Here is a 25,441-nt window from a genome sequence, read left to right on the forward strand (position 1 = left end):
CACCCTTTGCGTCCTCTACGCCCGCCACCGGGACAGCGCGCCGCAGCAGATAGGCCTTTTTTCCGCCCCCCAGCCCCTATACATGGGATTGAAACTGCGGGAGCCCCCATGACCTTCTGGATCGTTATCAGCCTCATCACGCTGGCCACCGCCACGCTGCTGTCCCTTGTGCTGCTGCGCGGACGCGACAGCGGCGAGCCGGCCGCCGCCTATGACCTGCAGGTCTACCGACAGCAACTGCGCGATGTGGACAAGGATCTGGCGCGCGGGGTCCTGCAGGCCAGCGATGCCGAGCGTATCCGCACCGAGATCTCCCGCCGCATCCTGAGCGCCGACGCTCAGGTCCAGGCCGCCGCCAGCGGCCACACCCAGCCCCGCACCCTGACCAGCGCTGCCGCCATCGCGCTGATCGGCCTGGTCTGCGGTGGCACCTACCTGATCTATGCCAATCTCGGCGCGCCGGGCTACAGCGACCTTGGCCTGCAACTGCGCATCGACGCCGCCGCGGAACGCGCCGCCACCCGTCCCACGCAGGCTGAGGCGGAGGCCGACGCACCGGAACGCCCGGCCCGCGTGGTAGAGCCGGGTTACGCCACGCTGGTCGATCAGCTGCGCGACACCGCCAGCAAACGCGTTGACGACGCGCAGGGTCAGGCGCTGCTGGCCCAGCATGAGGCCAACCTCGGCAATTTCGCCGCCGCTGCCAAAGCCAAGGCAAACTACATCCGCATCATGTCCGGTGATGTGGAGGCCCGCGATTTCGGCGAGCTGGCAGAGCTGCAGATCATGGCCGCCGGCGGCTATGTCTCCCCGGAGGCGGAGGACGCCCTGCGCACCACGCTGACGCTCGACCGCTTTGACGGCGGCGCGCGCTATTACTGGGGGCTGATGATGGCCCAGATCGGCCGCCCGGATGTCGCCTATGAGGTCTGGAGCGAAACCCTCGCCATGGGACCGGAAGGCGCGCCCTGGGTCACCGCCATCAGCGCCCAGATTGAGGATATCGCCTATCGCGCCGGTGTTGAGTACACGCCGATCACCCCCGGCAGCGTGCCTGCACCGGGCCGCGCCCCCTCTGCCCCTGCGACAGGTCCCAGCGCCGACGATATCGCCGCCGCGGAAGACATGAGCGCCGAAGACCGCCAGCAGATGATCCGTGGCATGGTTGAGGGCCTCTCAGACCGGCTCGCCACCACCGGCGGCACGCCGCAGGAATGGGCGCAGCTGATCGGCGCCCTATCGGTGCTGCAACAGACCGATCGCGCGCAAGCCATCTACGCTGAGGCGCAAGAGGTCTTCGCCGAGGTGCCCGAGGCCCTTGCCACCATCACCGCCGCCGCCAAACAGGCAGGACTGACGCAATGATCTATGATGACTTTGAAACCTTCGCGGCGGCAGTCCCGAATTTCACCCCGATTGCCGGGCTGGATTTTGGCGATAAAACCGTGGGCGTCGCCATCTCGGACCGGATGGGCACCGTGGCGACACCGCTCGAAACCATCCGGCGCAAGAAATTCACGCTGGATGCAGAACGCCTGTTTGAGATCGTCAAGACCCGCGAGGTTGGCGCGCTGCTGTTGGGCCTGCCCCGCAATATGGATGGTACCGAAGGCCCGCGCTGTCAGAAAACCCGCGCCTTTGCCCGCAATCTGGCCAAGCTGACAGAGCTGCCAATCGGCTTCTGGGACGAACGGCTCAGCACGGTTGCCGCCGAAAGAGCACTTTTGGAGGCGGATACGAGCAGAAAACGTCGCGCAGAGGTGATCGATCACGTCGCTGCGTCGTATATCCTGCAGGGGGCGCTCGACCGGATGCGCCATATCAAGGCAGGATAAAGCAGATGAGCGACGAGGTCTGGAAACGTGACGAGGTGCAATCGCCCTGCATCCAAATCTGTGTCGTCCACCCGGAGGCGCGGATCTGCACCGGCTGCTACCGCTCCATCGACGAGATCACCCGCTGGTCCAAGATGAGCAACGATGAACGGGCCGAGCTGCTGGAGGCCCTGCCCGAGCGCGCCAAGGAGCTGACCAAGCGCCGCGGCGGCCGCAGTGCCCGCCTAAAACGCAGCTAACGCGGCGCGCGGCACATGTCGCGCAGCAACGGACAGCGGGCTGACCACGCACTGTTTTCTGCCAGCGAAAGCCGCGTACGCCTCGGTAACACTTCGAAAATCATGCGGAACAACCCCTGACCTATTGTTTCGCACGCGAAACATTCAGGCAGGATTGCTGACCTAAGACAGCCACCCCCGCACCGGATCGGTCCACTCCGCCATCTCAGGTCGGAAATAGGCGATCATCCGCCCCTCCTCTGGTGCGCTGGCGCCCTCTGCCCAGGGCGCAACACCGTGCAGACACAGCCGGTGCATCAGATAGGCCTGCCCCGGTTTTGCCGACACCGTGACACGCGGACAGGTTTCAAACACCTGCTTGCGGGCGGCCGTATAGGCGTCGGTCACATCAACATCGCCCCATTGCTCCGATGGGATGCCGTCAAAAGCTGCTGCAAAGGCACGGCGCATGATCACATGGCTGCCCTCCCAGATCACCAGTGGGGAGGCATCCGCGCTGCTGTCATTCAGCGGCAGGCCAAGCACCCAGGCATGCGGTTCCTCCACCTTGCGGCGACGGGCATCGCCGAACATCTTCACCCCGTCCACATGGGCCGCATCCCGTTTGATCCGGTAGCGCAGCGCCGCCTCCCCCTCCCCGGGGCGCGGTCGTGGATAGCCGGGAAAGACAGAGGACACCTGCCCGCGATGCAGATCCGGCACACCGCCCAGATGCGCCGTGATAAAATCAAGCGCGGGGCCCGCCAGCTCAGGCCCACCGGGCAGCTGACCCTGCGCATCATTGGGCAGCGCATCCACGCCAATGAACCAGGTCCCCTCGCATTGCAGCCAGTCGGCATTGGCCGGATCCGCTAAGGCCTGAACGCCCGCCTCATGGGCATGTCGCGCCCAGGCCAGGGTGGCCGCATCAGCTGGGAAATCACACCAGCCACGGGTTAAGAAGTCCTGCCAGCCCATTGCGAACCCCTAACAAAATCAAAAGCCGAGCGACTTGCGCAGCATGTTCAGCGCCACAAGGATCAGAAACACCGCAAACACCCGTTTTAGCGGTTTCGGGTCCATCGCATGGGCCAGCTTCACCCCCCAAGGCGCAGTGATCAGCGTCATCGCAATCACCACCACAAAAGCAACCAGATTGACCGCCCCAACAGTGAGCGGCGGACGCGCCGCAGCCTCAACTGGCAGGAACAGGAACCCAATCACAGAAGGCACCGCGATGATCACGCCAAAGCCCGCCGCCGTGGCCACCGCCCGGTGAATGGGGGTTGCATGCAGGCTCATCAGTGGTACCCCGAAACTTCCACCGCCAATGCCCATCAGCACCGACAGAAACCCCACCATGGGCGATAGGATCATGCGCCGGGCGCCCTTTGGCATCTCCTGCCCCAGCCGCCAGTCCGCGCGCCCAAAAGCCATGTAAAGCCCGATCACCAACGCCAGCACGCCAAACAGCGCCTGCAACGTGGTGGAGCGCAGCGAAGACGCCACCGTGACGCCAATGATGGCACCAATGGCGATCCCCGGTCCCCAGCCGCGCAGGATCCCCCAATCCACCGCACCCTTCTTATTGTGGCTCATCACTGAGCGCAGGGAGGTCACGATGATCGTCGCAAGCGAGGTCGCCAGACACATCTGCATCAGCTGATCACCGCCATAGCCAAGCGTCTGGAAGACATAGAAAAACGCAGGCACCAGTACGATGCCGCCACCAACCCCCAGCAGACCCGCCAGAACACCGGCCACAGCCCCTGTCACGATCAGCAGGCCGGCCATCTGGGCCAGCACCGCAGGCGCGGGCAGCAGGGCAGCAGTGGTCACAAGACTGGTGGTCAGGGCTGACATTGACGGCTCTCCTTCATGGCGGTCGCGATCCCGGTCGGCACCCTGCCCTCCTGTGGGCTGTGTGCGGCGTGCAGATCCAAACCCTCCCCTACAGGGTGAGCGCAAATTTGTCTCAGGATTTCTTGCAGGTCCGTCGATTGCAGCAGTGACCCGTGGTCGCAGGGCATCGCAGACCTGATGTTTGATCAGCCCATATTCAGGCCTCTGCCGGATCAGGCCGCGATCCCGGTCACCTGCTCCAGCGCGGTTTCCACCAATCGGGTGTCCGCTCCCGGCCGACTTGCGCCCTCTGACAATACCCGCCGCCAGTTGCGCGCACCGGGCCGCCCTGCAAACAGCCCCAGCATATGCCGGGTGATCTGATGCAACCGGGCCCCCTGCACCATCTGATCGTCGATATAGGTCAGCATCTGCCCCACAACGGCGACCGGATCCGTGGCACTGCCGGTGCCATAAATCAGCGGATCCGCCTGCGACAGGATATCGGCGGGCTGGTGATAGGCCGCACGGCCAATCATCACCCCATCAAGCCCACGCTCCAGATGCGGCAGCGCCTCATCCAGACTGGCCACGCCCCCGTTGAGCGAGATATGCAGCTGCGGAAACTCCGCCTTCATCTGATGCACGATGTCATAATCCAACGGCGGAATGTCGCGGTTTTCCTTGGGGCTGAGCCCTTTCAGCCAAGCTTTGCGCGCATGAATCGTTACCCGTTCACAGCCTGCCGCCGCGATGCGCCCCAGAAACCCCGGCAAAACCTCCTGTGGGTCCTGATCATCGACGCCAATGCGGCACTTTACAGTGACCTCGACATCCACCTTGGCCCGCATGGCCGCGACACATTCTGCCACCAGATCCGGCGATTTCATCAGCACCGCGCCGAAGGCGCCGGACTGTACCCGGTCACTGGGGCAGCCGCAGTTGAGATTGATCTCATCATAGCCCGCCTCTGCCCCCAAACGCGCCGCCTCCGCCAGCTCAACCGGGTCCGATCCCCCCAGTTGCAGCGCAACGGGATGCTCCTGCACAGAATGATCCAGCAAATGCAACGCGCCCCCCCGCACCAAAGCAGGCGCCGTTACCATTTCCGTATAAAGCAACGCCTCTTTGCTCAGCAGCCGGTGCAGATAGCGGCAATGGCGATCGGTCCAATCCATCATGGGTGCAACCGACAGGCGCGAACTCGTCCAAATATCTGATTTGTATATATTTTCTGCCATGACGATACCAGTTTTGCGGTCAATGCTGGATCCGCTTATTGAGCTTTTCTCCCATTGTGACGCGGTGATCCTACAATCGCAAATCTCCTACCAAATTTATGGATCATGGGATCAGGAACAGAACACAAGCACCTCTGTGGGTTGGTCGGCTATCTCGCACAAATTGACCTGAAACGAAACGGCAAAAGATTTAGCGACAACCGCACCTTTGAGAAGCGATCAGCCGCTGAAACCTGAAATGAAACGCGCCAACCTCGAGACCCGAGCCGCGGCTCGCGACGGGATAGCCCCTTACGCCCTGCTCTCCATCGGCAGGTAGACGAAACCACCCCAATCCTGAACAGCAATCTCGATCCGCAGTTTATCTGTGTTCTGAGGTGCTTCTAGCGGTGACTTATGCCGCAGCTGCCTTCGGGGCTGTCAATTTCACCCTCCAGTCGCAACCGCAGGAGCCTGTTTCTATCTGACCTGCGGCATCATGTTTCCGAAGGGCACATAGATCGGCGAAGTGATCGCTGTCGGGGTCTTTGACATGCGCCGTGTTACACCCTCTCATCAACTGTGCTGCTGGCCCACTGATCCGTTTCCGCGGGAACGATTGGTTGCGTAGATCGGAGACAGACCTCTGCGCACCGACCGGCACTGCGGTCGCACCTCAGGAAACGCATGGGACAGAAATCCCGGCCCGGAGCCTGATCGGGACATAAATGCACTGTCAAAAAAACCTACGGGTGCACGATCCCGGTCGTCGATCCGGCAAACTCCACATTTTCGCCGCCCTCTTCCGCCGCCTCAACGCTCGTGACACCCTCGAGAGAGCCCGTGTCCCCTATTGGTCACTGCGCCAATCAAAGGCTAACTGCAGCGGACTTAATAGGCGCGGGCGCAAAGCCAGGGGAACAAACTGAGGCCTGACGCGTTACCCTTGCATCCACGGATTGTGGACTAACCTTTTGAAGGAGAGAGAAAATGCTTGGTTGGGCACTTACATTTCTGGTTGTGGCACTGATCGCGGGTCTGCTTGGTTTCGGTGGCATCGCCGGAGCGTCTGCCGGTATCGCAAAAATTCTTTTCATCATTTTCCTCGTTCTCTTCGTCGTGGCAATGGTCATGCGCGCGATGAAGGGCAAACCGCCAGTGTAACCTGCGCCACCTGTCGGCACCTAAGCGCAGCAGACCGCCTGTCACCGGCCCTCCCTCCGGGCCGGGACCATTCAAATCTGTATTCTGAAAAAACGTAGTTCTGGCAGTCACGCCCGTGGCCAGTCGCAGGGGTTCCTGTGCTGATCGAAAATGCGGCCGTTTGGCTGTGCCCAGTCTGGCTTTACGTCACCGCGCCACGATTTAGCCCGTCGCCTTTCCCGGAAGGCACTCTGCAATTTCTTGGCTGGCTTGGTCCCATATTTGCACCAATGCTGTCAGGTCCGGAACATGCTGTATTTCGGCATGTTCGAGACCCAAAAATGCCTCTCTCAGATCAGCGAAACCAAGCACTGCAGCCGATCCTGCCAGCCGATGCGCCTCCTGCCGCAACGCCGGATCAAGGGTTTCAGCGCTGCGCAATTCACTCAGAAACTGTCCAACTTCTTCGCAGTACCCGACAAGGAATCGTGCTCCGCGGTCCATGCCAAGAGCATGTAAAAATTGAGCAATATCAGATCTTTGATCAGGGGAATTGGCTGCTGAATGCGACACCGCCCCGCCCGCAGTCTGACCAGTGGTCGCGGCGGGTTCCGGTGCGGATGCTGACAGCTGGCTCGCTACAGTGGTCTCTGTGTCGCATGGCCGATCGCTGCGCATGCGGCGCGATATCACCGCTGCAAGAGTTGATCTGCTGACTGGTTTGGTCACCACCTCAGCCAGCCCTGCGTCAAGTATCCTTGCGTGATCTCGGGCGGCGACATGGGCGGTCAGGGCGACGATCTGTGTACCCTCGGCCAGTTGCTGCTCTCGAATTTGGCGGGAGGCGTCAATCCCGTCGACCTCGGGCATGCTGATGTCCATGAAGATCAGATCAAAGCAGCCCGCCCGGGCGGCCTCAACACCCTCAGCGCCGCCAGAGGCCATCACCACATGATGGCCGAGACTGGTCAGCATCCGCTCCACCAGTACCCGGTTGATTTCATTATCGTCTACGACGAGAATCCGCCCTGCGCCATTGATACGCTGGCGGTTGTTGGCGCTCTGCGGGGCGGGCCCCAAAGCTTGTGCCCCGCTCTGCTCGGGCGTCGGAACGCCCCCGACAGCAGAGGCGGGTCCACCTGTACGGGAAGCTGGCAGCGGCAGCGCAATAGTGAAAAGGCTGCCCTCCCCCAGCTCGCTCTCACAAGAAATCTCCCCCCCAAGGGCCACAACAATCCGGCGGGTAATCGCTAGGCCAAGCCCGGTGCCATCGCTGCTGCGCGCGTAACTTGCGTCGAGGCGGATGAAATCTTCAAAAATCCGATCCAGATCATGTTCGGCAATACCCGCTCCAGTATCAGCGATGCTGATTTCGACGGTATCACTCTGTCCAAGCCGCTGGACATCGACCGACACCGCCCCATCCGAAGTATACTGCAACGCGTTCTCGATCAGGCTGATCAAAATCTTCTTCAACGCCACCGGGCGCCCAAGCACATCGTCTATGGCCCCGAGGCTACAGTGCAAACTCAGATCGTTGCGGCCACGTCTGGCAACATTCTGATGGGCATCGACCAACTCCTGCACCAATTCGCTGAGGTTGAAAATGCGCTGATGCTCAAAGTCGACCCCGGTTTCCAGCTGCGACAACTGCAGGACGTCATTGACATGGGCCATCAGCCGGTCGCCTGAGATGCGGATCGCCGAGAGGTACTCGCGCTGCTCCGGCGACAGGGAGGTGCCGTCCAGCAATTCAGACGCGCCAAGGATTCCGGTCAGCGGTGTGCGCATTTCATGGCTCATCACGGTGAGAAGATCTGCTTTCGCCCGCTCGCCCGCCAGCGCCTCGTCGCGGGTGCGAGTGAGCTCCTCCTCGGCGGCAATTCGCTCTGAGATATCACGCAGATAGCTGACAAAAACGGTTTCTTCGGCAGATTGGCTCGCGGTGATCGACAGCTCTACCGGGAAGATCTCGCCTGACTTGCGCTTGGCCTCCAGTTGGACCCGCCCTTGGCCGATAACCTTGGGAGGGCAGCCAGCGCAGTAGGCCTGCATGCCCTGCTCATGGGCATCCCGCAGGTGGTCAGGAACAATCAGCCCCGCCATATCGGCGCCAATGGCTTCCCCTCTGGAGTAGCCAAAAATCGTCTCTGCCGCGCCGTTCACCTCTTGAATGCGCCCATCGTCGCCGACAACCAAGATGGCATCCAGGGAAGAGGTGATCATGGCGCGCATCCTTGCTACCGCAAAGCGGGTGCGTTCGGCGAGGCGCTTGCCGCGTTGATAGAGCCGCCCCAACATCAACGCGGTCAGCCCCAGTGCCACGCAAAGCGCGAGCACAACCCAAGCCAGCCGGGACAGGATCGCAAAGAGGTTCAGGCGTTTCTCTTCCGTTGCGCGCGCATGTTCAGAAAGCCCTGCCAGCGCCAACACCCGCAGGTCATCTCGGTTCTCCCGCAAAATCTCGCTTACCTTTGGCAGGCCGGACAGCAACGCCTCATCCGGGCCGTCAATGTAGGTGATCAACCTGTCGATCCGCGCCATGACCCGTTGTAGAATTTGGGCATTTTCCGGCGCTTCCCGCACGGATTGGAAGGTCCGGCTTTCGCGGATGGTGGCCACGCGGCTGTAGAGGATATCGAATTCACGGCGCACCTGCGACAGATCCTGCACACTGCGCGCTGACAGAATGGCATTCTCCAGCTTCAGCTGCTCAATTTCGGCCTGGGACAGGGTCCACTGCAGGCTATCGGTGGCGGCGGTAGAGAGCACCTCCAGGCGTACCAGCACCTCGCGCCCCAGCCGAACAGACTGCACCGCGAGCAAGGCAAGAACCAAGCCCACGGTGATCAGGACGCTGCGCGACACCAAGGGGTTTTCCCGGAGCCGCACCTATGAGAGGCCTCTGTCTGTGCCTGTCATTGGCCTACTGTGATCTCCTCAAGCTGCCAGATGCTGCGGGAATAAACCGCCTCCGTGCGATATGTGGGGTCACTATCATAGGGGTAGACGATCCACAAAGGCCCCTTGTCGCGAACCGACATGGACGACCCGTTTCGTTCATAGGCAACCATCGGGCCGCCGCTGGTGGCGTCAGAAACGGGAATTTCAACCGCGTAATCATTGATCGCCCGGGCCACGACGACACCAGACTGCCCGTCGGCGACGCCGACATGGGCCAGCAAGGCAGCGAGGCTCACCCCGGTGAAGGCCTGCTCCCCCGAGGTCCAGATGGTCCGGGTATCAAATTGGGCCACCGGCAGGCTGCGCAGCTCCTCCATGGAGAATTCATGCCGCTGCATGTCGCCGCCATTGGCAGGTTTGATGGCCACAGTCAGCACGGCCGCATCCGATTGGGACGCCTGCACGGCGCCGGATGGCAGACCGCAAAAAAGTGTGACAGCTGCGAGCAGTGCTGCAATGTGAAGGTGCCAGTGTTTCATAGCGTCAATCCTTTTGCCCGTGCGATCCGTTGAACAATCGTGTCCCTGCGGCCATGCACATCCTTGATCTGGTCCCAACCTGTCACAAACCGCCGCGCCGGGCATCTGTTCCTGCGGATAGACTGCTATTCTTTGGTATAGGATTCGTAACCAGAACTGCGATTTTTTGCCACCTGAGGACGATTTTACGTGCGGTTGCGCCCGCAGAAGGGCAAAATAGGAGCTGGCTTACGGGTTTGGAGGGACGGATTTGATCCCCTTGCCCCAGCCGCTGCCCCAACCGCCGCCACACCCACGGCCCAACCCTTCACCCGGCCCAGCCCGACCTACGGCCAAAGACCACGGCGCCCCATCTCAAAGGGCGATTGACATTTTATCAACCAAATTACGGTTATCCTAACATCAAAGCCGGTACTTAGCAGGAGCTTACATGCGTATTCTTTTGGCGGACGATCACGACATGGTTCGCGAAACAATATCCGCCTATCTGAAATCAGAAGGTGGTGCCGCCGTGACCTCGACCATCGATCTGCCCGGCGCGCTGAGTGAAATTGAAGAAAACGGGCCTTATGATTTGGTCCTGCTGGATTACAATATGCCTGGCATGCAGGGGCTCGCCGGGTTGGGCACCGCGCTGAAAGCCAATGGTGGCAAGGGGGTTGCGATCATCTCTGGCAGTGCGCCCAGCCGCACGGCGCAGGAGGCATTGGATGCCGGGGCCGTTGGCTTCATCCCGAAAACAATGGGCGCGCAGTCGCTTCTGAATGCCGTGCGGTTCATGAGCGCCGGGGAAATCTACGTCCCGGTTGAGCTGATGCGCAAGGAGGCAGAGGCGCCTGCCCACCCGCTCGCTGACAAGCTGAGCCCGCGCGAAATTGAGGTGCTGGACGGGCTATGTCGCGGTCTGTCGAACAAGGAAATCGCCCGCGAGCTGGAGTTGCAGGAGGTCACAATCAAGCTGCATGTCCGCACGCTCTGTCGCAAGCTTGAGGCCAAGAACCGCACCCAAGCCGCGCTGACAGCCAAGGAGGCTGGCCTTTTTTAAGCCGCCAGCCGGCCTCTACCATATCTGGTAACAGTCGCTTCAATCATGAAAGCGCGCCCAGCCCGGTGGCTGAGTGCGCTTTTTTATCCTGAATATACCGTCGGGCGCGGATGATGGGCCTATAAACCCGCTCCGGCTACCGAAATCAGGGAACCACCGCCCAGCGGATGACATAGGCCACGCCGCCCAGGGCCGCGACGCTGGCAATCCAGATCGCCGCGAACCACATCAGTCGACCCATAGGGCGCCGCGCGCCCGGTTCGGGCTGGGGGGACTGGCACTCACGACGGGGTTTCACGGGCTTTCCCTGCATCAGTGGTAGCCCTCCTCCGGGTTGATTTTGCCGCGAAACACCCAATAGGCATAAGCGGTGTAGCCCAGGATCAGCGGCACCAGCACCACCGCGCCGACCAGTGTGAACATCAGGCTTTCATCCGGGGCAGCAGCCTCGGCGATGGTCAGGCCCGGCGGCACGATGAACGGGTAGAAACTGATACCTATCCCGATGAAGCTGAGAACAAACAGCCCAAGTGCGGCGAGGAATGGCTGCGCATCCCGCGTGCCCTTCAGCCCCTGAAACAGCGCGTAGCTGCACAGCGCGACCAGTCCTGGCACCAATAGGCTGAACAGGCTGCCGGGCAGGTTAAACCAGCGGCGGAAATACTCCGGATCCTGAAACGGCGTCAGCAGGCTGACCAGCCCGATTGCAACCAGCGTCGCCGCCGCAAGCCAGCGGGCGTAGCCGCGCATCTGGCGCTGCAGCTCACCCTCGGTCTTCATATTGAGCCAGGTCGCGCCCAGCAGCGCATAGCCCGTCAGCACTGCCAACCCGGTGAGGACCGAGAACGGCGTCAGCCAGTCCCACCAGCCACCCGCATAGGCGCGGCCCTCGATCTCGATCCCCTGAACCAGCGCGCCCAGCGCGATGCCCTGCATGGTAGCAGCCACCACGGAACCGCCGAAGAACGCGCTGTCCCAGACGCCGCGCCAGCGGGTGGTGCGCCAGCGGTATTCAAAGGCCACACCGCGAAACACCAGCGCCAGCAGCATCAGGGTGATGGGCATATAGAGTGCTGGCATGATCACCGCATAGGCAAGCGGAAAGACCGCAAACAGCCCGCCGCCGCCAAGGACCAGCCAGGTCTCATTGCCGTCCCAGACCGGCGCGATGGAGTTCATCATGGTGGCACGGTCGCGCTCTGAGGTGGCGAAGGGGAACAGGATGCCGACGCCAAGGTCGAACCCGTCGAGGACAACATAGGTCAGCACCGCAAAGGCGATGATCCCGGCCCAGATGAAGGATAGATCAAACAACATAGTAAGGACCTCTGTCAGTTGCCTTGCGGTGTGGGATCATCGGTGATGTCGGGGTCGACCTGCTGCGCCGGGGTGATGCCCGCCGCCCGCACCGGCCCGTCACGCAGACCAAGGTTGCGGGTCGCCGGTGCCTTGTTCATCATCCGCAGGATGTAGAAGGTTCCGGCCCCGAAGATGAAGAAATAGACAATCACAAACGCCGTCAGCGAGGCCGCGACCGCAGGTGCGGACACGGGCGCCAGACTGTCGGAGGTGCGCAGCAGACCATAGACCGTAAACGGCTGGCGCCCGACCTCGGTGGTGATCCAACCGGCCAGAACCGCCACAAACCCCATCGGCCCCATCGCAATCGAGGCGCGGTGCAGCCAGCGACTGTTATAGAGCTGCCCGCGCAGACGCCCCCAAAGCGACCACAGCCCAAGACCCGCCATCGCAAACCCAAGACCAACCATCACCCGGAAGCTCCAGAACAGGATGGCAACCGGCGGCTCGTCTTCGTCCGGGATGGTGTCCAGCCCGGCCAGCGGCGCGTTCAGATCATGTTTCAGGATCAGGCTTGAGAGTTTAGGGATCTCAATGGCGTAGTCGATTGTTTTTGTTTCGGCATTCGGCAGGCCAAACAGGATCAGCGGGGCGCCCTCAGGGTGGCTGTCATAGTGACCTTCCATTGCCATGACCTTGGCCGGTTGGTGCTCCAGCGTGTTCAGCCCGTGCATATCACCGGCAAAGATCTGCAGCGGGGCGACCACGATCAGCATCCACATCGCCATGGAAAACATCCGCCGGGCTGCCACATCGGTTTTGTCACGCAGCAAATGCAAGGCACCGACGCCGCCCACCACCAGCGCGGTGGTCAGGAACGCCGCCAGAACCATATGCACCAAACGGTAGGGGAAGGAGGGATTAAAGACGATCTGCCACCAATCCTCCGGCACAAACTGACCGACCTCATTGATGCTATAGCCTGCGGGTGTCTGCATCCAGCTGTTCACGCTGAGGATCCATGTCGCCGACATCAACGTGCCAAAGGCCACCATGGCGGTGGCGAACATATGCAGCCGATCTCCAACGCGGGCACGGCCAAACAGCATGATGCCGAGGAACCCAGCCTCAAGGAAGAACGCAGACAGCACCTCATAGGCCATCAACGGACCCAGCACCGGACCGGTCTTGTCCGAGAACACCGACCAATTGGTGCCAAACTGGTAGGACATCACGATGCCGGAGACGACCCCCATGCCAAAGGCGACTGCGAAGATCTTTTTCCAGTATTCAAACAGGGTGTAGTAGGTTTCATCCCGGGTGCGCAGCCACTGCGCGTTCAGCACGGCCAGATAGCTGGCCAAACCGATGGAGAATGCCGGGAAGATGATGTGAAACGAGACGGTGAACGCAAATTGCATACGTGCCAGAGTCTCGGCTGTCAGGCCATCAAACATATCTGGTCTCTTTCCTAGAACTCGGTGCCGCCCCTGACCGGTTAGGAGTGCGAACTGTGGTGGCGCGGCCTTCTTCTTGTGACAAAGCTAATACCGAAGCGCAGAATTGCAGGTGGCAGAAAGCCGCAGCGCGGCGACAGGTCTCAGGTTTTCCGAACCGCACCCATTTATGCTAGTCCCTGAAAATGCCGTTGCACAGCCTGTTTCAATGCCTTGGGGCAACAGCAACCCCTCTGGCTGCGGTGAAGGTGGCAGAATGGCGCAAGCAGGAACGGAATGACAGTTATGACCCCGGCAGAGCCCCTCTGGATTGATCGTTTCGCCGGATTGGCCAGGCTGGATGCGAAGGCCAAGGCGCATATCTTCGCCGAATCCGCGTTGGTGAAGGTCCCAAAGGGCGCGGTGATTTTTGGTCCCGGCAAGTCGCCCGAAAACATGCTGTTCCTCTTGGATGGCACGGTCCGGGTGCAGCAGGTCTCTGACAGCGGGCGCGAGATCCTGCTGTACCGGATCAACGCGGGCGACAGCTGTGTGCTGACCACCGCCTGCTTGCTCGCCTATGAAGACTATGCGGCAGAAGGCATTGCCGAGACGGATGTGGCTGCCGCAGCCCTGCCCCGGTCAGTGTTTGACGCGCTGGTCGCCACCTCGGCAGAGTTCCGCAGCTTTGTCTTCTCGGCCTTCTCCAAGCGGATCACTGATTTGTTTCTGGTAATTGACGAGGTCGCGTTTCAGCGCGTTGACGTGCGGCTGGCGCAGGGGCTTTTGGATCTGGCCGGAGCAGATGATCACTTGGCGGTGACCCATCAGCAACTGGCCGTGGATCTGGGCACCGCCCGCGAGGTGGTGTCGCGCCAGATGCAGGAGTTTCAGCGCCGCGGCTGGGTGCAGCTGGCGCGTGGCAGTGTTGTCCTTGTGAACCGCGAGGCCCTGCGGCAGCTGGCCGGACGCTGAGGCGCGCCGGTTTCGGCGATAGTTTTGCCTCAGGGTGACTTTGTCACAGACAGAACGGGGCAATCTGCGGTTTCTGTTGAGGAGACATCGCCAAGGAGTAGATAAGATGACCCGAAACGTGGGCACCCTAGACCGGATAATGCGCCTGATGCTGGGCCTGGCCCTCATTGCCGCGCCTTTTGTCAGCGGATTTGCCATTTTTGCCGCAACCTGGGCCACGGTATTGTCGGTGGTTGTCGGGGCGGTGATGCTACTGGTGGCGCTGACCCGCAGCTGTCCGGTCTACACGCTTCTGGGCCTGCGCAGCTGCAAGCTCTGATCCCGATCCTGTTGTCCGGCTGGTCGCTTGACCCCGGCGCCGCGCTGTCGTTCAAGGTGATGCGCCGGTTTGAGACACGCCCCGCTGCGAGACCGCATGTCACACGCAAAGAAAGACCTGAATGCCCTCTCTCCTGACCCGCTATGTCCCGCTGTTGACCTGGGGGCGGGAATATGACCGCCTGACCCTGACCAATGACCTGATCGCGGCGGTGATTGTCACCATTATGCTGATCCCGCAGTCGCTGGCCTATGCGTTGCTGGCGGGTTTGCCGCCTGAGGCCGGGTTATATGCGTCAATCGTGCCGATCCTGCTTTATGCGGTGTTTGGCACCAGCCGCGCCTTGGCGGTGGGACCCGTCGCCGTGGTCTCCCTGATGACCGCCGCGAGCCTGAGTGAGATCGCCGCACAGGGTAGTATGGGCCACGCGGTTGCGGCCCTGTCGCTGGCCGCCCTGTCGGGGGCGATCTTATTGGCGATGGGGCTGCTGCGGCTGGGGTTTCTTGCGAATTTCCTGTCGCATCCGGTGATTGCCGGATTTATCACAGCCTCTGGCGTGCTGATCGCCACCAGTCAGATCAAGCATTTGCTGGGGATCCATGCGGAGGGGCACACCCTGCCTGAGTTGCTCCTGTCGCTGCTGGAGCATCTGCCGCAGCTCAACTGGCCAACTGCGCTGATCGGCGGTGGCGCAACCGCGTTTCTGTTCTGGGTGCGGCGCGGGCTGAACCCGGCCCTGCGCCGACTTGGGGTCGGGACGCGCCTGGCGGGTTTTCTGACCAAGGCCGGGCCGGTTGCCGCGGTTGTCGTCACCACGCTGGCGGTCTGGGGACTGGGGCTGGCGCAGAGCGGTGTGAAGATTGTCGGCGCGGTGCCGCAGGCGCTGCCGCCCCTCACCCTGCCAGATCTGTCACAGGATCTGCTGGCGCAGCTGCTGCTGCCTGCGGTGCTGATTTCCGTCATTGGATTTGTGGAATCGATTTCCGTGGCGCAGACCCTTGCTGCGAAACGGCGCCAGCGGATCGACCCGGATCAGGAACTGATCGGTCTGGGCACCGCCAATCTCGGCGCGGCCTTCACCGGCGGGTTCCCGGTGACTGGCGGGTTTTCCCGGTCAGTGGTGAATTTTGACGCCGGAGCGGAAACCCCGGCGGCCGGGGCCTTTACGGCGGTCGGGCTGGCAATTGCCGCCGTTGCCCTGACACCGTTGATCTATTTTCTGCCCAAGGCAACCCTTGCTGCGACCATCATCACCGCCGTCTTGGGGTTGGTGGATTTCTCTATCCTGCGCAAGAGCTGGGACTATTCAAAGGCAGATTTCGCCGCCGTTCTGGCCACCATCGCGCTGACGCTGTTGATGGGGGTCGAGGCGGGTGTTTCCGCCGGTGTGGTGCTGTCGATCGGGCTGCATCTTTATAAATCCTCGCGCCCGCATATCGCCGAAGTGGGCCGGGTGCCGGGCACCGAACACTTCCGCAATATCCTGCGCCATGAGGTGGAGACCTACCCCAGCCTGCTGACCCTGCGCGTTGATGAGAGCCTGTTTTTTGCCAATGCGCGGTTTCTGGAAGACTGCATCCACCGGCGGGTGGCGGATGATACGCAGATTGATCACGTTGTGCTGCACTGCGCCGCGATTAATGACATCGACCTCAGCGCGCTGGACTCGCTGGAGGAGATCATGCACCGGCTGAGCGAGATGGGCGTGACGCTGCATCTGTCGGAGGTGAAGGGGCCGGTGATGGACCGGTTGCGGCGCGGGGCACTGTTGGATCACCTCACCGGCAAGGTCTTCCTGAGCCAGCACGACGCGGTGGAGGCATTGCGGCCAGCTGGAGGCGAGACACGTCTCTCCGCGCCGTCCCTTAGGGACTAGGCGCAGTCCCGGCCAAACGCAAACCGGGCCGCAAAATACTGCAGCCCGTGGTGTTTCAGGTTTGGCGCCTGTCGGAGATCCAGCTGACTCCTAAGCGACGCCCGACAAGACCCTGCGTTTTGCCATCCGGATGCTGCGGGCCGGTGCCACTTCGATCAACTGCAAGGGGCGTATACCGATGTTGTCAATCTGCTGGATTTCACCACCGCTGGTCAGGCTTTGATCCCGCCAGACCATCTGCACACGTTCCTGCGAAGAGATCATCGCGGCCCCTTCGACGACCCGCCAATGGGTGCCCAGCGTTGCCGCCGGAAGCGGCAGGCTCTGGCCCGGGATCACGGTCAGGTTCTTAACGATATAGTGCGCACCCCTTTCAAGGATCTCGCTGCGGCCCCAACTTTCAGCGGTGCTTTCCGCAGTGGTCTGATTGGGGCCACACGTGCCCCCCTCAAGGAGCTGGTCAGCATACCAGCTGGCCAAAGTTGCCGCATCGCTTTCCCTACTGCTGTGCCACGCCGTCCCGGCCGGGCGGTCTGCACTCACTCTGCGGCTGTGCGGCAGGGTTTTGCACCAGTCTGCTTCACCGGAGACGCTGCCCTTGAGCCAGGCGTTCCACTCCGCGTCACTGGCAACCTCCGGCTCCACTTGCCACGCCGCCGCTTCGTCCCACCCCGTATCCAGCTCGACCACCGACAGCCGGTCATGCTGACTGAGGATCGCGCTCTCAAAAGAGCTGCCGCGGGCACGGCGATAGCTTTCGGCGTCCAGTGTAAGCCCCCTCTCTGTCAGTCGGCCTCGGGTCACAGCTGTTTTGCTGGGCATAAGGATCCTGGCAGCCCGTTTTTTGTAGGCGGCAAGCAGCGTGTCGAGTCTGGCAAGGTAGATGCCTGTGCTCCAGAGCTTTGCTGCAGGCTGCTCACGCCAACCGTCGAAGGCCGGGCTGCGCTGGTCGAGGAACTTGCTCACCGGCGTGGCCTCATCGGCCGCAAGGCTGCGGGCGCATTCAATGTAGCCACGGCTGCGGCAGGCGCGGTCGGTCTGCACACCCAGCATCACGACATCGCCTTGCTGAGCGGCCCGCACACCCTTTGCCACAGCTTCTTGAAGCTGGCCTTCATAGTCAAAATCCTGGTCAGCGGGCAGAATTAGGACCAGAGTATCTGCAGAACCGCCAAGGCTGTGCAGCGCAGCAACCGTTCCGGCCGCGGATTTGGTCGCACCGGGTTCCAACAGCAGGCGGCCGGGGATGTTCAGTGCCGCCATCTGACGCTCGGTGACCTCAGCAAAGGCGCTGCTGGTCAGCACGGTTGGTGTGTGAAACTCGGCTACTGTGAGGGCCGAGAGCAAAGTTTGAAAGCGGCTGTCAACACCAGCGGCCTCTTCGAAGTGCAGGGGCGTCATATCCGCGCTGTTGGCGATATCGGCGTCTGTAGCTCCGGCGAGAACGATGGGGTAGATCATGCTGCATTCCTTTCGGCGTATCGTGGCGTATCTGGGTCGTGCCAGAGGTGGCGTGTTGATTTCACATTAAGAAATTCGGCGTTGACGATCTTCTATCCAGTGGGCGCTTTTATGAGCGAAAAAGGATAGCGCCCTACAACCTTAGCGCTGGACCGGCGCTTAGTTCATCATAGAAGTCTTTCAAATTTCCCTAAAATACGACCGTGACAGTCGCTAAGTCGGCAGCTATGTTCTCTTTATGTCCACGCCGATCTCCGCCATTCGAAACCTTGGCCCTGCCTTTGAAACTGCCTGTATCAAGGCGGGTATCCCCTCCGCCGAGGCATTGCGCGCGCTGGGGGCGGATGCGGCTTACACCCGATTGCTGGAAGCGGGCAGCCGGCCACATTTTATCGGTTACTATGTATTGGTGATGGCCCTGCAGGGGCGGCCCTGGAATGATTGCAAAGGCGCGGAGAAAGCGGCCCTGCGCAAACGGTTTGATGCGCTGAAGGCAGGCAGCTTCGATGCCAGCCGATCGGAATTCGAGCGTGCGCTCAATGAGATCGGGGTGATCGAGCGGCGCTGATTCCGGGAACCTTTGCTCAAAGCTGCGCGTTGTCCCTGCAACTGCAACCGCGCAATTGGGAGAGCTATCATGGATCTTATTCGCATTATCGCCGCCGTTATTCTGCCGCCGCTGGGTGTCTTTCTGCAGGTTGGTCTGGGCAAGCATTTCTGGCTCAACATTCTTTTGACGCTGCTGGGCTATATCCCCGGTATCGTTCACGCCGTCTGGGTGATCGCACGGGAACCCCAGCATGCCTAATATCGAAACCCCGCATGAGGAGCGCCTGCAGTCGCTTGAGCGGCTGGCGCATGGCATGGACCGCGCCTTCCGCGTGCCTATCCTGGGCGCGCGGGTTGGCTGGGACAGCATCCTGGGCCTGGTGCCGGGCGTTGGCGACGCACTGGCGCTGGCGCCTGCGGGATACATCGTGCTGTCCGGCTACCGCATGGGGGCCTCAACCGGGACGTTGGCGCGGATGGTCGGTAACATCGGCGTTGACGCGGTGATCGGCACGATCCCCCTGGTAGGCGATCTGTTCGACATTGGCTGGAAAGCCAATCTACGCAACGTTGCCATCTTGAGGCGGCACCTCGAAAAAAAGACAATGGCGGGCGAGCCTTTGGCCAAACGGCTGGCCCGCAGGGGGTTCGACCATATCAACGCCCCGACCCGCAAGACATTGAAGGCCGCCCGTAACCTGCCGCAACGCCTGCACAGTCGCGGTAGCAAAGTATCGACGACCGGTGCAGGCGAGGCACGGCTGCGTCACAGTTGACCGATATCACCGATGGTCGCGCCGAAAGGCGCGTCATGAAAAAGGCCGCCCCGGATGCTCCGGCGCGGCCTTTGGTCTTGCACATACTGAAACAGCGGTGGCTTAGCCGACCAGCTCCAGACCGGAGAAGAAATACGCGATCTCAACCGCTGCGGTTTCCGGTGCGTCGGAACCGTGGACGGAGTTTTCGCCAACGGATTCAGCGAACTCAGCGCGGATGGTGCCGGCAGCGGCGTCGGCCGGGTTGGTGGCGCCCATGACTTCGCGGTTTTTCGCGATGGCGTTTTCGCCTTCCAGAACCTGCGCAACGATCGGCGCGGAGGCCATGAATTCGCAGAGTTCGTCGTAGAACGGACGCTCGGCGTGCACAGCGTAGAACTCACCCGCTTGCGCTTTGGTCAGGTGGATGCGCTTTTGTGCGACGATGCGCAGACCTGCGTCTTCGAACTTGGCGTTAATTTTGCCGGTCAGGTTACGACGGGTTGCATCGGGTTTGATGATCGAAAAGGTACGTTCCAGAGCCATTAGGCATACTCCTGCATATTGGGCCGCGGAAAGGACCTCCCGGGGCCGGAAACTTCGCGCGCCGCCTAACATGGCTTGCGCCTCATGGGAAGGGGGTTGTTGCACTCCCCCTGCCCGGTCGGGACCATCAGTTGGCCAAAGTCGCGACATATATGCCCGTTCGCGCGCATCGCGGCGCGCTTTGACCCGTCAGACGTCCTGAGGCCAATTGACAGCACCGGGTCACTGGGCCACACCGCCTCTATGTTACGTATCAGCGATATCTCCTATGCGGTCGAAGGCCGTCTTCTCTTCGATGGCGCCAGCGCCACGATCCCCACAGGCCATAAGGTCGGTTTGGTGGGCCGCAATGGCACCGGCAAAACCACCCTCTTTCGCCTCATCCGCAATGAGTTGTCGCTGGAATCCGGCAGCATCTCCCTGCCCAGTCGCTCACGCATTGGGGGCGTCGCACAGGAGGCCCCGGCCTCAGATGTGTCGCTGATCGAGACGGTGCTGGCAGCCGACACCGAGCGGGCGGAGCTGCTGGCGGAGGCGGAGACGGCACAGGATCCAAACCGCATCGCCGAAATTCAGACGCGGCTCAGCGATATCGACGCCTGGTCGGCGGAGGCGCGCGCCGCCTCGATCCTGAAGGGGCTGGGGTTTGACTATGAGGCGCAGCAGCGACCCTGTTCGGATTTCTCCGGTGGCTGGCGCATGCGGGTGGCGCTGGCAGCGGTGCTGTTTTCGCAGCCGGATCTGCTGCTGCTCGATGAGCCGACCAACTATCTGGACCTGGAAGGCGCGCTGTGGCTGGAGGCCTATCTGGTCAAATACCCGCACACCGTGATCATCATCAGCCATGACCGCGAGCTGTTGAACCGGTCCGTGAACGGGATCCTGCATCTGGAAGACCTCGGGCTGACGTTTTATTCCGGCAACTACGATCAGTTTGCCCGCCAGCGCGCCGCAAACCGCGCCAATCAGGCCGCACAGGCCAAGAAGCAGGACGCCCGCCGCGCGCATCTTCAGGCCTTTGTCGACCGGTTCAAAGCCAAGGCGAGCAAGGCTAAACAGGCCCAGAGCCGGGTGAAGATGCTGGAGAAGATGGAAACCATCCGCGCCCCCGAAGATGCGGCGCGCACCGTCTTCACCTTCCCCGAACCTGAGGAACTTTCGCCGCCGATCATCGCCACCGAGGGCGCATCGGTCGGCTATGACGGCACCACAATCCTGAGCCGCTTGGATCTGCGCATCGATCAGGACGACCGGATCGCGCTTCTGGGCAAAAACGGTGAGGGCAAATCGACCCTGTCCAAAATGCTGTCGGGTCGTCTGGATGTGATGACCGGCAAGATGACCCAATCCAGCAAGCTGCGGATCGGGTTTTTCGCCCAGCATCAGGTGGATGAGCTGCATATTGACGAAACCCCCTTGCAGCATTTGCAACGTGAGCGCCCGAATGAGGGACAGGCCCGGTTGCGCGCGCGGCTGGCGGGCTTTGGTCTTGGGTCGGATCAGGCGGATACGGAGGTCGGGCGGCTCTCTGGTGGGCAAAAGGCGCGTCTGTCGCTGCTGCTGGCCACCCTGCCCGCGCCGCATCTGTTGATCCTCGATGAGCCGACCAACCACCTGGACATCGAAAGCCGCGAGGCGCTGGTGGAGGCGCTGACCGCTTATTCCGGTGCGGTTATTCTGGTCAGCCACGATATGCACCTCCTCAGCCTTGTGGCCGATCGGTTGTGGCTGGTTTCCGGCGGCACGGTGAAACCCTATGAGGGGGATCTGCCCTCCTACCGTGATCTGCTGCTGACACGCGACAAACCGGCGGGTAAATCCAAGACCAAGGCCGAAAAGCCCAAACGCCCCTCGCGCGATGCGCTTCTTGCCTTGCGCGCCGAAGTCCGCAAAGGTGAGGCACGTCTGGAGAAGGTCAGTGAAATGCGGGACAAGCTAGCCAAGAAGCTGGCCGATCCGGCCCTCTATGACGAAGAGCGCAAGGATGAGGCCGTGGTCTGGCAACGCAAATACGCCGAAGTGATGGAAGCGCAGGACCGGGCAGAGGATCTGTGGCTGAAGGCGGTGGAGAAGCTGGAGAAAGCGGAGGCGCTGTGATGGATACGGCCTTTCTGATCACTTCTTTTGTCACCCTGTTTGTGATCGTGGATCCGATTGGCCTGACCCCCATCTTTCTGGCGCTGACGCAGGGCATGACACCAGCGCAGCGCCGGGCGATTGCCCTGCGCTCTACTGTGACGGCGGCGATCTTGCTGGCGGTATTCGCTGCCTTTGGCGAGGCCGTGCTGGGATTTGCCGGGATCTCCATGGCCGCCTTTCGCATCGCGGGCGGCGTCTTGCTGTTCCTGACCGCCCTCGACATGCTGTTTGAACGCCGCAACAAGCGGCGCGAGGACCGCAGCGAGGAAGATGATTTCGACGATCCTTCTGTCTTTCCGCTGGCGATCCCGCTGATTGCCGGCCCCGGCTCCATCGCAACGGTGATCCTGCTGACCGGTCAGCAGCCGGGGTTTGCCGGGTTTGCCATGGTGATGGGCGTCGTCTTTGCGGTGCTGGGTATCCTGCTGGTCATGTGCCTGTTCTCCGGTCTGTTTGAGCGGCTTTTGGGCAAGACCGGCATTACTGTCGTCACCCGCCTGTTGGGGATGCTGCTCGCGGCGCTGTCGGTGCAGTTTGTTCTGGACGGTCTGCGCGCCTTTGGCTTTGCCGGAGGCTGACCCCCTCGCAAGTGGCCGAATGCTCCCCATATTGAATAGGGAGGCGACCACCCCTTAGGAGACAGACATTGGACGCAATCGACACCCCACGGCTGATTTATCTGCTTCTGCTTCTGGTGGCCGTTGGCTCCTGGGTGTTCGTGCAGAACCGGCAGGGGCTGGGCAAGACAGTGCAGCAGCTGGCGATCTGGGCGTTCATCTTTCTTGGGGTGATTGCGGGCTACGGCCTCTGGGAAGATATCCGCAGCACCGTTCAGCCGCAGCAGGTGGTGATGCGTGACGCGGGCCGTGTGGATGTGCCGCGCGCCCGCGACGGGCATTATTACCTGACCGTGGATGTGAATGACGTGCCGGTGCAGTTTCTGGTCGATACCGGCGCAAGCGCCGTGGTGCTGAACGAGGAAGACGCCCGGCAGGTTGGCCTGAACCCCGATGATCTGGCCTATCTGGGACGCGCACGGACCGCCAATGGCGAGGTGCGCACCGCCTTGGCCAAGGTTGAGAGCATGTCGCTGGGCGGCATCACGGACCGCAATATCACCCTCTCGGTCAATGAGGGGCAGATGGATCAGTCGCTCTTGGGGATGGATTATCTGCAACGCTGGTCGAGCATCGAGATCCGCAACGGATCGCTGATCCTGACCCGCTGAGGTTGGGGCCAACCTGCGCCTTAGTCGCCGCCCGCTGTTTTCTCGGCCTTTTTCTCCCAGCGCCCGCTCTCTTCGGACCAATATTGGGCGGAACAGCCCGCATCGGTGAGGGATTTCCACTGCACCCGCGCGCGGGCGACCGCGTCGGGGTTGGTGCCGTCAAAGAGGATACAGACGCGCTCTAATGCGGTGACCTCCTCCGCCGCGACCTCAGCCCCATCCACCGCCATCAGGCAGCTGATGCCGGGCACCGGCGTGGTCTCATGGCTGAGCAGGACAGGCTGAAGCGCGTCATGGGGGCCGCCGACCAGGCCATGGGGGAGGAACTGATCCTCCGCCCCCAGCCACAGCCGTTCGTCCAGCCGCGTGATCCGCGGCAGGTCCACGCCGCGCACCACAATGCGCCAGCCAGCGCCAAGCGCCTTCTCAAGCAAAACCGGCAGCGTCTCCTCAAGAGACCGCCGGGTCAGATGATAGAAATAGGCCGCACCCATGGTTTACGTCTCTGCCTGCCCCACGCTACCCGTCTCAGTCCGCTTCGAACATGTTCTGCACCAGACGGCTCAGCGCCATGACGCCCCAGCCGGTGGCGCCTTTGGGCGCATAATCGGTATCACTTTTGATGGAGGCCACACCGGCAATATCGAGATGGATCCAGGGGGTGTCGTCCTGCACAAACCGTTGCAGGAACTGGGCAGCGGTGATGGACCCAGCGGCGCGGCCACCGATGTTCTTCATATCCGCGATGCGCGATTTCAGCAGATCATCATAGGCCTTGCCCAGCGGCAGGCGCCATGCGCCCTCGCCCTCAGCCTCGGCGGCCTTGAGGAAGGCATTGCAGAGCGCATCATCGTTGGAGAACACACCGGCGTTTTCATGGCCGAGACCAATGATGATCGCACCGGTCAGGGTGGCGAGGTCGATCATCCCGGCCGGTTTGAACCGCTCCTGCGCGTACCACATCACATCGCAGAGCACCAAGCGGCCCTCGGCGTCGGTGTTGATCACCTCAACCGTGTCGCCCTTCATGGATTTGATGACATCACCCGGACGGGTCGCATTGCCCGACGGCATGTTTTCCACCAATCCGACAAGGCCAACCACATTGGCCTTCGCCTTGCGCAGGGCCAAGGCGCGCATGGTGCCGGCAACGACGCCGGCGCCGCCCATATCCATGGTCATATCTTCCATGCCCGCCGCAGGCTTCAGCGAGATGCCACCGGTGTCAAAGACAACGCCCTTGCCCACCAGCGCCAGCGGGGCGGCATCGTCGTCGCCGCCGTTCCATTGCATCACAACCACCTTGGAGGGGCTGTCCGAGCCCTGCCCGACCGAGAGCAGCGTCCGCATGCCCAGCTCTTCCAGCTGGGCCTCTTCCAGCACCTCAACCTTGAGCCCGAGGCTCTCCATCTCGGCGAGACGATTGGCAAATTCGGTGGTGGTCAGCACGTTTGCAGGCTCATTGACCAGATCACGGGTCATGTGCACGCCCTCGGCGACGGCTGCCAGCGGGCCATAGCTCGCCTCGATATCGGCGGGGGATTTATGGGCGATGACCACTTCCGCCTCGGACGGATCCTTGTCAGCGGTTTTGTGATCGTCAAAACGGTAGTCGCGCAGTGCCATTCCCAGCGCCAGATCTGCGGCGCGCGGCATGGAGCCTGCCATCACTGTCACTGGCTTGCCACCGCTGCGGGCGGCGAGTTTGGCCCCGGCTTTGCGCGCCTCAATGGCGCTGATCCGGCGCGGGGTCACAAGGATGTCCAGCGCCTCGGCCTTCATGCCCGCGGGCCAGGCCAGCGAGATGACATCGCCGGATTTGGCCTTCTCAAAGCTCTTGGCCTCGACCAGACGCGCCAGCGCGCCTTTGGTCAGCCGATTGGCCGTGCGCGCAGCCTGCCCCAATGTCCCTTCGGGGGTGATCTGAACCACCACGCGGCCCTCGATATCGGAGAGGGTCTTGGGATCAAATTCGACAAAACGTGTGGGGGTCAGCGGACGCATATTCGGGGCTCCTGTCAGGGTCAATTCTCAGGGTCAATTCCTCAATGCCCAACAGGTAGCCTGCCTGTGCGGCGATGACTAGGGTCAGATATATTTTAGCGCCGCGCC

At 61.8% G+C, this 25,441-nt stretch carries 26 protein-coding genes; 14 read left to right on the top strand and 12 right to left on the bottom strand.

Annotated features, from left to right (window positions below):
- The first annotated feature begins 108 nt into the window (after window positions 1-108).
- From ccmI to phaeop14_RS08795, 3 genes are read left to right on the top strand one after another with little or no spacing between them, the layout of a single operon-like run.
- Window positions 109-1,365: a c-type cytochrome biogenesis protein CcmI gene (gene ccmI / locus phaeop14_RS08785; RefSeq protein WP_096789306.1), complete on the top strand. Its 1,257-nt coding sequence runs from the start codon at window positions 109-111 to the stop codon at window positions 1,363-1,365.
- A complete protein-coding gene (gene ruvX / locus phaeop14_RS08790; RefSeq protein ID WP_096789307.1) occupies window positions 1,362-1,835 on the top strand; it encodes a Holliday junction resolvase RuvX in 474 nt (157 codons plus the stop codon). The genes ccmI and ruvX overlap by 4 nt, the downstream gene beginning before the upstream one ends.
- A 5-nt stretch (window positions 1,836-1,840) precedes the next feature.
- Complete coding sequence (locus phaeop14_RS08795; protein ID WP_040170777.1) at window positions 1,841-2,074, top strand: DUF1289 domain-containing protein; 234 nt, start codon at window positions 1,841-1,843, stop codon at window positions 2,072-2,074.
- 162 nt (window positions 2,075-2,236) lie between these two features.
- Here the strand turns inward: phaeop14_RS08795 and phaeop14_RS08800 are convergent, their stop codons facing one another.
- The 3 genes from phaeop14_RS08800 to dusA form a co-directional block, all read right to left on the bottom strand.
- Complete coding sequence (locus phaeop14_RS08800; RefSeq protein WP_193438248.1) at window positions 2,237-3,031, bottom strand: phytanoyl-CoA dioxygenase family protein; 795 nt, start codon at window positions 3,029-3,031, stop codon at window positions 2,237-2,239.
- Between the two features lie 18 nt (window positions 3,032-3,049).
- Window positions 3,050-3,916 (bottom strand): sulfite exporter TauE/SafE family protein, encoded by an 867-nt coding sequence (locus phaeop14_RS08805; RefSeq protein ID WP_040181049.1) that lies wholly within the window; start codon window positions 3,914-3,916, stop codon window positions 3,050-3,052.
- Between the two features lie 212 nt (window positions 3,917-4,128).
- Entirely contained in the window at window positions 4,129-5,076 is a 948-nt protein-coding gene (dusA, locus tag phaeop14_RS08815) for a tRNA dihydrouridine(20/20a) synthase DusA (RefSeq protein ID WP_244905739.1), read from the bottom strand.
- A 1,029-nt stretch (window positions 5,077-6,105) separates the two neighbouring features.
- On the opposite strand from dusA, the gene phaeop14_RS08820 reads away from it, so the two are divergent.
- Window positions 6,106-6,279 (top strand): DUF1328 domain-containing protein, encoded by a 174-nt coding sequence (locus tag phaeop14_RS08820; protein WP_040170768.1) that lies wholly within the window; start codon window positions 6,106-6,108, stop codon window positions 6,277-6,279.
- A 201-nt stretch (window positions 6,280-6,480) separates the two neighbouring features.
- On the opposite strand, the gene phaeop14_RS08825 is transcribed toward phaeop14_RS08820, so the two are convergent.
- Window positions 6,481-9,126, bottom strand: coding sequence for a PAS domain-containing hybrid sensor histidine kinase/response regulator (locus phaeop14_RS08825; RefSeq protein WP_244905740.1), 2,646 nt, complete (start codon window positions 9,124-9,126; stop codon window positions 6,481-6,483).
- Between the two features lie 50 nt (window positions 9,127-9,176).
- Window positions 9,177-9,806: a putative pterin-binding protein gene (locus phaeop14_RS08830; RefSeq protein ID WP_040170766.1), complete on the bottom strand. Its 630-nt coding sequence runs from the start codon at window positions 9,804-9,806 to the stop codon at window positions 9,177-9,179.
- Window positions 9,807-10,131: 325 nt separating this feature from the next.
- Between phaeop14_RS08830 and phaeop14_RS08835 the strand changes: the two genes are divergently transcribed.
- On the top strand, window positions 10,132-10,746 hold the full coding sequence (locus phaeop14_RS08835) for a response regulator transcription factor (protein ID WP_040170765.1): 615 nt from the start codon (window positions 10,132-10,134) through the stop codon (window positions 10,744-10,746).
- A 145-nt stretch (window positions 10,747-10,891) separates the two neighbouring features.
- Here the strand turns inward: phaeop14_RS08835 and phaeop14_RS08840 are convergent, their stop codons facing one another.
- From phaeop14_RS08840 to phaeop14_RS08850, 3 genes are read right to left on the bottom strand one after another with little or no spacing between them, the layout of a single operon-like run.
- A complete protein-coding gene (locus phaeop14_RS08840; RefSeq protein WP_096789311.1) occupies window positions 10,892-11,059 on the bottom strand; it encodes a DUF2474 family protein in 168 nt (55 codons plus the stop codon).
- Window positions 11,059-12,063 (bottom strand): cytochrome d ubiquinol oxidase subunit II, encoded by a 1,005-nt coding sequence (gene cydB, locus phaeop14_RS08845; protein ID WP_040170763.1) that lies wholly within the window; start codon window positions 12,061-12,063, stop codon window positions 11,059-11,061. The genes phaeop14_RS08840 and cydB overlap by 1 nt, the downstream gene beginning before the upstream one ends.
- 14 nt (window positions 12,064-12,077) lie before the next feature.
- The gene (locus tag phaeop14_RS08850; protein WP_096789312.1) at window positions 12,078-13,502 is read right to left on the bottom strand and encodes a cytochrome ubiquinol oxidase subunit I; all 1,425 of its coding nucleotides are present in this window, start codon (window positions 13,500-13,502) and stop codon (window positions 12,078-12,080) included.
- A 276-nt stretch (window positions 13,503-13,778) separates the two neighbouring features.
- Here phaeop14_RS08850 and phaeop14_RS08855 point away from each other — a divergent pair, with 276 nt between their 5' ends.
- The 3 genes from phaeop14_RS08855 to phaeop14_RS08865 all read left to right on the top strand — a co-directional run bounded on the left by phaeop14_RS08855 (window position 13,779) and on the right by phaeop14_RS08865 (window position 16,651).
- Window positions 13,779-14,456 carry a Crp/Fnr family transcriptional regulator gene (locus tag phaeop14_RS08855; protein ID WP_416011287.1) on the top strand — a complete coding sequence of 226 codons (678 nt, stop codon included), beginning with the start codon at window positions 13,779-13,781 and terminating at the stop codon, window positions 14,454-14,456.
- A gap of 106 nt (window positions 14,457-14,562) precedes the next feature.
- Complete coding sequence (locus phaeop14_RS08860; protein ID WP_096789313.1) at window positions 14,563-14,775, top strand: YgaP family membrane protein; 213 nt, start codon at window positions 14,563-14,565, stop codon at window positions 14,773-14,775.
- Between the two features lie 121 nt (window positions 14,776-14,896).
- Window positions 14,897-16,651, top strand: coding sequence for a SulP family inorganic anion transporter (locus tag phaeop14_RS08865; protein ID WP_096789314.1), 1,755 nt, complete (start codon window positions 14,897-14,899; stop codon window positions 16,649-16,651).
- Between the two features lie 90 nt (window positions 16,652-16,741).
- On the opposite strand, the gene phaeop14_RS08870 is transcribed toward phaeop14_RS08865, so the two are convergent.
- Window positions 16,742-18,112, bottom strand: a complete 1,371-nt coding sequence (locus phaeop14_RS08870) for an alginate biosynthesis protein (RefSeq protein WP_096789315.1) — start codon at window positions 18,110-18,112, stop codon at window positions 16,742-16,744.
- A 238-nt stretch (window positions 18,113-18,350) separates the two neighbouring features.
- Between phaeop14_RS08870 and phaeop14_RS08875 the strand changes: the two genes are divergently transcribed.
- From phaeop14_RS08875 to phaeop14_RS08885, 3 genes are all read left to right on the top strand, one after another.
- Window positions 18,351-18,680, top strand: a complete 330-nt coding sequence (locus tag phaeop14_RS08875) for a TfoX/Sxy family protein (RefSeq protein WP_096789316.1) — start codon at window positions 18,351-18,353, stop codon at window positions 18,678-18,680.
- Between the two features lie 69 nt (window positions 18,681-18,749).
- On the top strand, window positions 18,750-18,920 hold the full coding sequence (locus phaeop14_RS08880) for a YqaE/Pmp3 family membrane protein (RefSeq protein ID WP_014874958.1): 171 nt from the start codon (window positions 18,750-18,752) through the stop codon (window positions 18,918-18,920).
- Window positions 18,913-19,437 (top strand): DUF4112 domain-containing protein, encoded by a 525-nt coding sequence (locus tag phaeop14_RS08885; RefSeq protein ID WP_096789317.1) that lies wholly within the window; start codon window positions 18,913-18,915, stop codon window positions 19,435-19,437. Before phaeop14_RS08880 ends, phaeop14_RS08885 begins: the two co-directional genes overlap by 8 nt.
- Before the next feature lie 102 nt (window positions 19,438-19,539).
- Here phaeop14_RS08885 and ndk read toward each other — a convergent pair whose 3' ends face one another.
- Entirely contained in the window at window positions 19,540-19,962 is a 423-nt protein-coding gene (ndk, locus tag phaeop14_RS08890; protein WP_014874960.1) for a nucleoside-diphosphate kinase, read from the bottom strand.
- Window positions 19,963-20,205: 243 nt separating this feature from the next.
- Between ndk and phaeop14_RS08895 the strand changes: the two genes are divergently transcribed.
- From phaeop14_RS08895 to phaeop14_RS08905, 3 genes are all read left to right on the top strand, one after another.
- The gene (locus phaeop14_RS08895) at window positions 20,206-22,059 is read left to right on the top strand and encodes an ABC-F family ATP-binding cassette domain-containing protein (RefSeq protein ID WP_040170744.1); all 1,854 of its coding nucleotides are present in this window, start codon (window positions 20,206-20,208) and stop codon (window positions 22,057-22,059) included.
- Window positions 22,059-22,679, top strand: coding sequence for a MarC family protein (locus tag phaeop14_RS08900; protein WP_024096902.1), 621 nt, complete (start codon window positions 22,059-22,061; stop codon window positions 22,677-22,679). Before phaeop14_RS08895 ends, phaeop14_RS08900 begins: the two co-directional genes overlap by 1 nt.
- Before the next feature lie 68 nt (window positions 22,680-22,747).
- Entirely contained in the window at window positions 22,748-23,329 is a 582-nt protein-coding gene (locus phaeop14_RS08905; protein ID WP_096789318.1) for a retropepsin-like aspartic protease family protein, read from the top strand.
- Between the two features lie 20 nt (window positions 23,330-23,349).
- Here phaeop14_RS08905 and phaeop14_RS08910 read toward each other — a convergent pair whose 3' ends face one another.
- Together phaeop14_RS08910 and phaeop14_RS08915 are read right to left on the bottom strand one after the other, a co-directional pair.
- Window positions 23,350-23,823: a DNA polymerase III subunit chi gene (locus tag phaeop14_RS08910; protein ID WP_096789319.1), complete on the bottom strand. Its 474-nt coding sequence runs from the start codon at window positions 23,821-23,823 to the stop codon at window positions 23,350-23,352.
- A gap of 34 nt (window positions 23,824-23,857) precedes the next feature.
- Window positions 23,858-25,333, bottom strand: coding sequence for a leucyl aminopeptidase (locus tag phaeop14_RS08915; RefSeq protein ID WP_096789320.1), 1,476 nt, complete (start codon window positions 25,331-25,333; stop codon window positions 23,858-23,860).
- Window positions 25,334-25,441 lie beyond the last annotated feature (108 nt).

It is taken from the genome of Phaeobacter piscinae (assembly GCF_002407245.1).
Lineage (GTDB): Bacteria > Pseudomonadota > Alphaproteobacteria > Rhodobacterales > Rhodobacteraceae > Phaeobacter > Phaeobacter piscinae.